This window comes from Limosilactobacillus reuteri subsp. simiae (assembly GCF_020784875.1).
GTDB lineage: Bacteria > Bacillota > Bacilli > Lactobacillales > Lactobacillaceae > Limosilactobacillus > Limosilactobacillus reuteri_H.
Genome location: NZ_JAJGUI010000056.1, coordinates 20727 through 27044, shown reverse-complemented (window position 1 = coordinate 27044; position 6318 = coordinate 20727). Strand labels below are relative to the sequence as shown.

Annotated in this window: 7 protein-coding genes and 1 other annotated feature; all 7 genes read right to left on the bottom strand. The window is 38.5% G+C overall.

Annotated elements, in window-relative coordinates:
• Positions 1-140: 140 nt before the first annotated feature.
• The 7 genes from rplL to rplA all read right to left on the bottom strand — a co-directional run bounded on the left by rplL (position 141) and on the right by rplA (position 6246).
• A complete protein-coding gene (gene rplL, locus LMC10_RS01705; protein ID WP_003666310.1) occupies positions 141-506 on the bottom strand; it encodes a 50S ribosomal protein L7/L12 in 366 nt (121 codons plus the stop codon).
• A gap of 62 nt (positions 507-568) precedes the next feature.
• Positions 569-1069: a 50S ribosomal protein L10 gene (rplJ, locus tag LMC10_RS01700; protein WP_003666309.1), complete on the bottom strand. Its 501-nt coding sequence runs from the start codon at positions 1067-1069 to the stop codon at positions 569-571.
• Positions 1070-1101: 32 nt separating this feature from the next.
• Positions 1102-1220, bottom strand: a sequence feature (ribosomal protein L10 leader region).
• A gap of 46 nt (positions 1221-1266) precedes the next feature.
• Positions 1267-2388, bottom strand: coding sequence for a non-hydrolyzing UDP-N-acetylglucosamine 2-epimerase (gene wecB / locus LMC10_RS01695; RefSeq protein WP_229268759.1), 1122 nt, complete (start codon positions 2386-2388; stop codon positions 1267-1269).
• Between the two features lie 16 nt (positions 2389-2404).
• Positions 2405-3706, bottom strand: a complete 1302-nt coding sequence (locus tag LMC10_RS01690) for a glycosyltransferase (protein ID WP_229268758.1) — start codon at positions 3704-3706, stop codon at positions 2405-2407.
• A 6-nt stretch (positions 3707-3712) separates the two neighbouring features.
• Entirely contained in the window at positions 3713-3847 is a 135-nt protein-coding gene (locus LMC10_RS10450; RefSeq protein ID WP_263863391.1) for a hypothetical protein, read from the bottom strand.
• A 336-nt stretch (positions 3848-4183) separates the two neighbouring features.
• Positions 4184-5377, bottom strand: coding sequence for an aminotransferase-like domain-containing protein (locus LMC10_RS01685; protein WP_229268757.1), 1194 nt, complete (start codon positions 5375-5377; stop codon positions 4184-4186).
• 176 nt (positions 5378-5553) lie between these two features.
• Positions 5554-6246: a 50S ribosomal protein L1 gene (gene rplA / locus LMC10_RS01680; RefSeq protein WP_003666300.1), complete on the bottom strand. Its 693-nt coding sequence runs from the start codon at positions 6244-6246 to the stop codon at positions 5554-5556.
• Positions 6247-6318 lie beyond the last annotated feature (72 nt).

Sequence of the window (6318 nt, the reverse complement as noted above, 5' to 3'; positions counted from 1 at the left end):
GTTTTGCCAATCAAAAATTTTTCTTTTTAAGAATCGATTGTATTTTTTCGTAAAAAAAATACCCCCTACATTTTCGTAGGAAGTATTTTTAGTCAACCATACCAGTTGACAGATATCCTTTTTTATTTAATAATTTAAGACTACTTAAGGGTAACAGTAGCACCAGCGGCTTCAAGTTTTTCCTTGATGTCGTTAGCTTCGTCTTCCTTAACGTCTTCCTTGATAGCTGATGGAGCACCATCAACAAGGTCCTTAGCGTCCTTAAGACCAAGACCAGTAATGTCCTTAACAGCCTTAATAACCTTAACCTTAGCTGAACCTGGTTCAGTTAATTCTACAGTGAAGCTGTCCTTAGCAGCAGCGTCGCCACCAGCAGCACCTGCAACTGCAACTGGAGCAGCAGCAGAAACGTCGAATTCTTCTTCGATAGCCTTAACTAAGTCGTTAAGGTCAGAGATTGATGCTTCCTTTAATGAAGCAATGATAGCATCCTTATCAAAAGCCATGTTTATTTCCTCCAATATTTAGGTAATTAATTTTAATTTTATATTGTATTGATATACGGCAATTATGCGGCTTCGTCTTCCTTGTCGGCAATAGCCTTGACTGCGCGAGCAATCTTCCGCATTGGATCTTGCAATGCAGATGCAAGCATTGACAACAGTTCTTCGCGACCTGGCATATTTGCGTATTCGTTGATTTCGTCAAGAGTCTTAACACTCTTTTCGATGAAACCACCCTTGATTTCAAGAGCGTCGTGGTCATCAGCGAACTTCTTCAAGATCTTAGCTGGAGCAATTGGGTCTTCGTCAGAGAAGGCAACAGCAGTTGGTCCAACAAAAGTAGAACGAAGATCTTCGTAGTCAGTACCTTCAACAGCACGATCAAGAATCTTGTTCTTGATAACTGACATTTGGATACCAGCATCACGAAGTTGCTTACGTAAGTCAGTAACTTCCGCAACAGTTAAACCACGGTAATCTACAACGATAGCACTTTGAGCTGCATTAAGCATATCAGTAGTTTGCTTAACGATTTCAGCTTTCTTAGCAATAGCTGCTTCACTCATGAATTTTCACCTCCTGCAATGTTTTTTTGATCGGATTTATAAAAAAATCCCTATGACCGCAGACATAGAGAAGGAACTTTCATTTCTTCCTCGGCAGGCATTCGATTAAGGCTTTCGCCACCTGAGTCTTAGGCAGAGTCATATTTAATCAACTGTTACAGTTTAACATATTCTCTGAAGTTCTGTAAAGGGACTTTTTATAATTCTTTTTGAGTTGCTACCCATTTAGCAATAGCATCTAAAATTCGTTCACTTGCATGCCCATCCCCATAAGGATTCTGTGCCTCACTCATCTTATTATATTCTTCAGGACTATTTAATAGGGACGATAACTCTTTCGTTACATTATTAAATTGCGTACCGATTAACTTAAGAGTTCCAGCAGTTACTCCTTCCGGCCGCTCTGTAGTATCACGCAAAACTAGAACTGGTTTATGAAGTGCTGGTGCTTCCTCTTGAACCCCGCCCGAATCGCTCATCACAAGTAAAGACTTACTCATAATATTATGAAAATCAACAACATCTAATGGGGAAATCAAATGAAAATGATTATCGTTTCCGAAAATTTTATTAGCAACCGCTTGAACTTTAGGATTCAGATGAACCGGATAAATAACGTCAATATCATTCCGTTGATCCACAATCTCTTTAATCGCCTTAAAGGTTTCTTCCATCGGTTTACCCCAATTTTCTCGCCGATGCATAGTAAGTAAAATAATCTTCTTGTCGGGATCAATTTCGTCTAATACTTGGTGATGATACGAATGGTCAATTGTATACCGCAAAGCATCAATGGCAGTATTTCCCGTCACTATAATTCCATGCTGATGATTTCCCATTTTGAGATTGTTAGCACTTGTTTGAGTGGGAGCAAAATATAAATCAGCAAGATCATCAATCATTTGCCGGTTCATCTCTTCTGGATAAGGCGAATATTTATCCCATGTTCGCAAACCAGCTTCGACATGACCAATGGCAACCCGATTATAAAAGGCAACCAAAGCTGATGCGTAGGCTGAACTAGTATCGCCATGAACTAGCACAATATCTGGTTGCTCTTTTTGAATAATCGGTTCAAGCTTTTTCATCGTTTCAATTGTAATTTCCGTTAGTGTTTGTCCAGGACGCATTATTTTTAAATCATAATCAGGGGTTATTTTAAAAACAGCTAAAACCTGTTGAAGCATTTCAGCATGCTGACCGGTCGAAACAACTACTGATGAAAAGCGATCATCTTGCTCCAAGGCCTTGACTACTGGGCCCATTTTGATTCCCTCTGGACGAGTTCCAAATACCGTCATTACTTTAATTTTCCTCATCATATCTCCCCGCTACTTAAGAAACATTTTTTCCATGTTCCGTTTTTATCCACGAATTTTGGCGAAAACTCCACCGCCAATAAGCCATTATAATACTAAAAAATAAGATAACATACATATAGGAAATTCCAAGCGGTAATAAGGCTAATTGATGCTTTTTTAAAGGTGGTTCATGGTAGTGAGCTAAGTCACGATAGTAAAATATCCCAAATATTATTCCCCAAAATAACGAAAAGACTACCAAGCCGGCCATCACTAGTGAAAAGGTCATAAGAGTCAAGTGACCATAAAGATTGTGCCAGTGAGTAAGGGTAATCGTCGTTAAAATGATAATCGCAACATCCGCAAGAAAATTGAGCCATGGTTGAAGCAGGAAATAATATATGCCAAGTTTCTGTGTCCTGCTTAAAACTCGGCTTTTAATAATTTGTGGAAGATACTTAAGACAATTTAAATCGCCTTGCACCCACCGGCTTCGTTGTCGAACAAATCTTTTAGGGGACGTTAACGCTTCCTGATAAACATATGTATCTGTCATATAATCAACATGCAATTTTTTCAGCATCATTTTTATCGTTAGTTCGTAATCATCTAAGAGCGCATTGCCCCATGGATGTGCGCCAATTTTATCAATAATTGGTGCAAGCCGGAAGAACTGGCCATTTCCACTTAAACCAACTGTTTTAGTATACATTCGCATGATCTGAGCCATATGATTAATACTAAAAAACTCAATATCTTGTAAAATCTGCAGCCAATTTTTAAAATGTGGATACATTTTAACTCGCATCTGAGTAATATTCGTCCTTGGCGAGGAAAAATAGGCATTTAATCGCTGCAGAGCATTATCAGCTAATTGAGCATCCGCATCCACTACGCCAATAATAACCTTTTCAAAGGGAACTCGCTGACGGATAGTGATCTGACAAATATAATCTAGGGCAAAATTCAATACATCCCCCTTGCCTGTATGAGCATTAGGAAGGTGCCGTCGCAAAAGGTGGACCCGTGAGTTAGTAATCTGCTTAATCTGACTAACTGAATCGTCACTACTAGCATCGTCTACTACCACTATTTCAAATTGCTTAAATTGCAACAAACATTTGATTGTTCGTTGAATAACTGCTGCTTCATTAAAACAGGGAACAATAACATAATATTGTAAATTACGATCAATTTTAGCTGGTTGCTGGTTTCCTGCAAAGTGATAAAAGTCCCGAGGATACGAAATCATCCGAAATAGCAGACTAATCAATGAATAAACCAAAAATATAAACAGCGCGATCCCCCAAATAAGCGTAAAAATTATGATTAGCATCGAGAATTATCCCTTTTTCATATTTTGGTGATAAATCAGCCAAAATAAAAAACTAACCGTAAAGGATATTACAAACATTATTATTAAAGTAAAGATAACGGCTACTGCCATTTCTGTATTATTGAAATCTATCATTGACATTATCAAAAACTCCTTTTCCCTTAAAAATTTTTGATAATGCTTATTACTATCCCAATTAGATAGCCAGAAACCCGAATATTTAAAACTTTTCAGCAATTAATATAATTATAATCACAATTAACTCAAAGTACAGAGGGAGTTTATTAACGCAGTGGATTTCAGAAAAAAGCAGAACGGATACAGGTTACGTCAATACCGCATTATAATAGGCCTCCAGCGCCCGGTAAAACCGAACGTTGGAGGCCTATCATTGCTTACGGGAGTTCTTCTGTCTTGCTCCCATCATCATTTAATTTTGTTTTTCATTAGGATTGTATTTATTAATGGCTGAAATAATTACTTATTAACTGCAGCTGTTAAGGCCGCTCCTAAACGTTTCAAACCAACTTCGATCTGGTCTTCTTTCATATTTGAATAGTTCAAACGGAAAGCACCAGGTTGAACTTCACCAGCAAAGAACGGATCACCTGGAACAAAGGCTACATCATGTTCAAGACATTCCTTAAATAACTCTACTGTATCATCAACACCAGGAACTTCTACCCACAAGAACATGCCACCTTCAGGATCCGTATATTTAACTCCTTCTGGGAAATACTTTTTAATTCCCTCAAGCATTAAATCTTTACGTTTGCCGTATAAAGCACTAATTTCTTTAACGTGGGCATCCACATCGTTATCAGCAAAGAATTGGGCAACCGCGAATTGAGCTAAGTTATCTGTATGGAGGTCAGCTGATTGCTTAAGAACCGTCAATTTATTAACTACAGCTTTATCAGCAACCAACCATCCTAAACGAAATCCTGGAGCTAATGTCTTTGAAAATGTACTCATGTAAAAGACATGGCCTGATTTATCAAATGACTTAACTGCTGGTACATGTTGGCCAGCAAAACGAATTTCACCATATGGATTATCTTCTAGTACATATACATCGTATTTTTCTGCTAATTCAGCTAACTGCTTTCGTCGTTCTTCAGTCATTGTTCGTCCAGTTGGATTTTGGAAGTTTGGCACAGTATAGATGAGTTTGGTATTTGGATTAGCCTTTAGTGCTTCTTCTAAAGCATCCATCTTCATCCCATCTTCGTCCATCTCAACACTAGCAAAATTAGCACCGTAAGAACGAAAAACATCTAAAGCACAGAGGTACGTTGGCTGTTCAACTAATACAGTATCACCCGGGTCAACAAAAGCCTTGCCCACTAAATCTAAGGCTTGTTCTGATCCCGTTGTTACTAAAACATTGTCTAATTCGGAATCCACATTTTCTTTTTCCTTTACATGTTGTTGGATAACCTCACGTAAAGCTGTGACTCCCTTTGCCGCTCCGTACTGCATCGCTTCTTGACCGTGTTCTTCAAAAACCTTATCAACAGCTGCGTTCATTTCTTTAACAGGAAACAATTCGGGTGCCGGCAATCCCCCAGCAAATGAAATAATCTTAGGATCCGCCGCTGCTTGTAAAATTGCACCAACCGCATCCGTACCATCTGCTGGAACACGCTTTGAATATTTAAATTGTGTCATTGTCGTCACTCCTTAATTAGTTTTAAACTTAAATGATAAAATCTAATGATTTTTTAATCGTTTTATCATTGGTTAATAATATAGCACAAGGAATCCCTATTGTGAAGTAAAAATTAAAATAAAAAAAGACTTTGAGCAAAAAAACTCAAAGTCTTGTTAATTTTAATTAATTCAAATTAAAATGTAGTTAAATCAAGCGTAACACTTGGTCCAAATGTTGAAGAAATGGAAGCGTGCTTGATGTATGTTCCACGTACTGAAGCTGGACGAGCCTTAGCCACAATATCTTCCAAAGTAGCCAAGTTTTCAACTAACTTGTCAGTATCAAATGAAACCTTACCGAATGGTACAGCAACGTTACCATCACGGTCAGTCCGGTAAGTTACTTGACCAGCTTTGGCATCAGAAACAGCCTTAGCTACGTCCATTGTAACAGTACCAGTCTTAGGGTTTGGCATTAAGCCCTTAGGTCCAAGGACACGTCCTAAACGACCTACCTTAGGCATCATGTCTGGTGTTGCGATTGCAACATCAAAGTCAAGCCAACCGTCTTGAATCTTTTCTACTAAATCATCGTCGCCAACAAAGTCAGCACCAGCTTCTTGAGCAGCCTTAGCATTTTCACCATTAGCGAAAACAATAACTGTTTGATCCTTACCAGTACCGTTTGGTAAAACAACGGCACCACGTAATTGTTGGTCAGCTTGCTTTGTATCAACGTTTAAGTTAAATGCTACTTCGATAGTAGAGTCGAAGTTAGCGTAGGCAATATCTTTTACTAATTGGACAGCGTCTTTAACAGCGTATTCTTTCTTGCTGTCAACTTTCTTGAGCGCGTCTTGGTACTTCTTACCACGTTTTTTAGCCATCTTGTGTTTTCCTCCTTGCAAATGTGGTCTAACGGAGTTATACCTCCCACGTGGGTGCACTATTTTCATAGC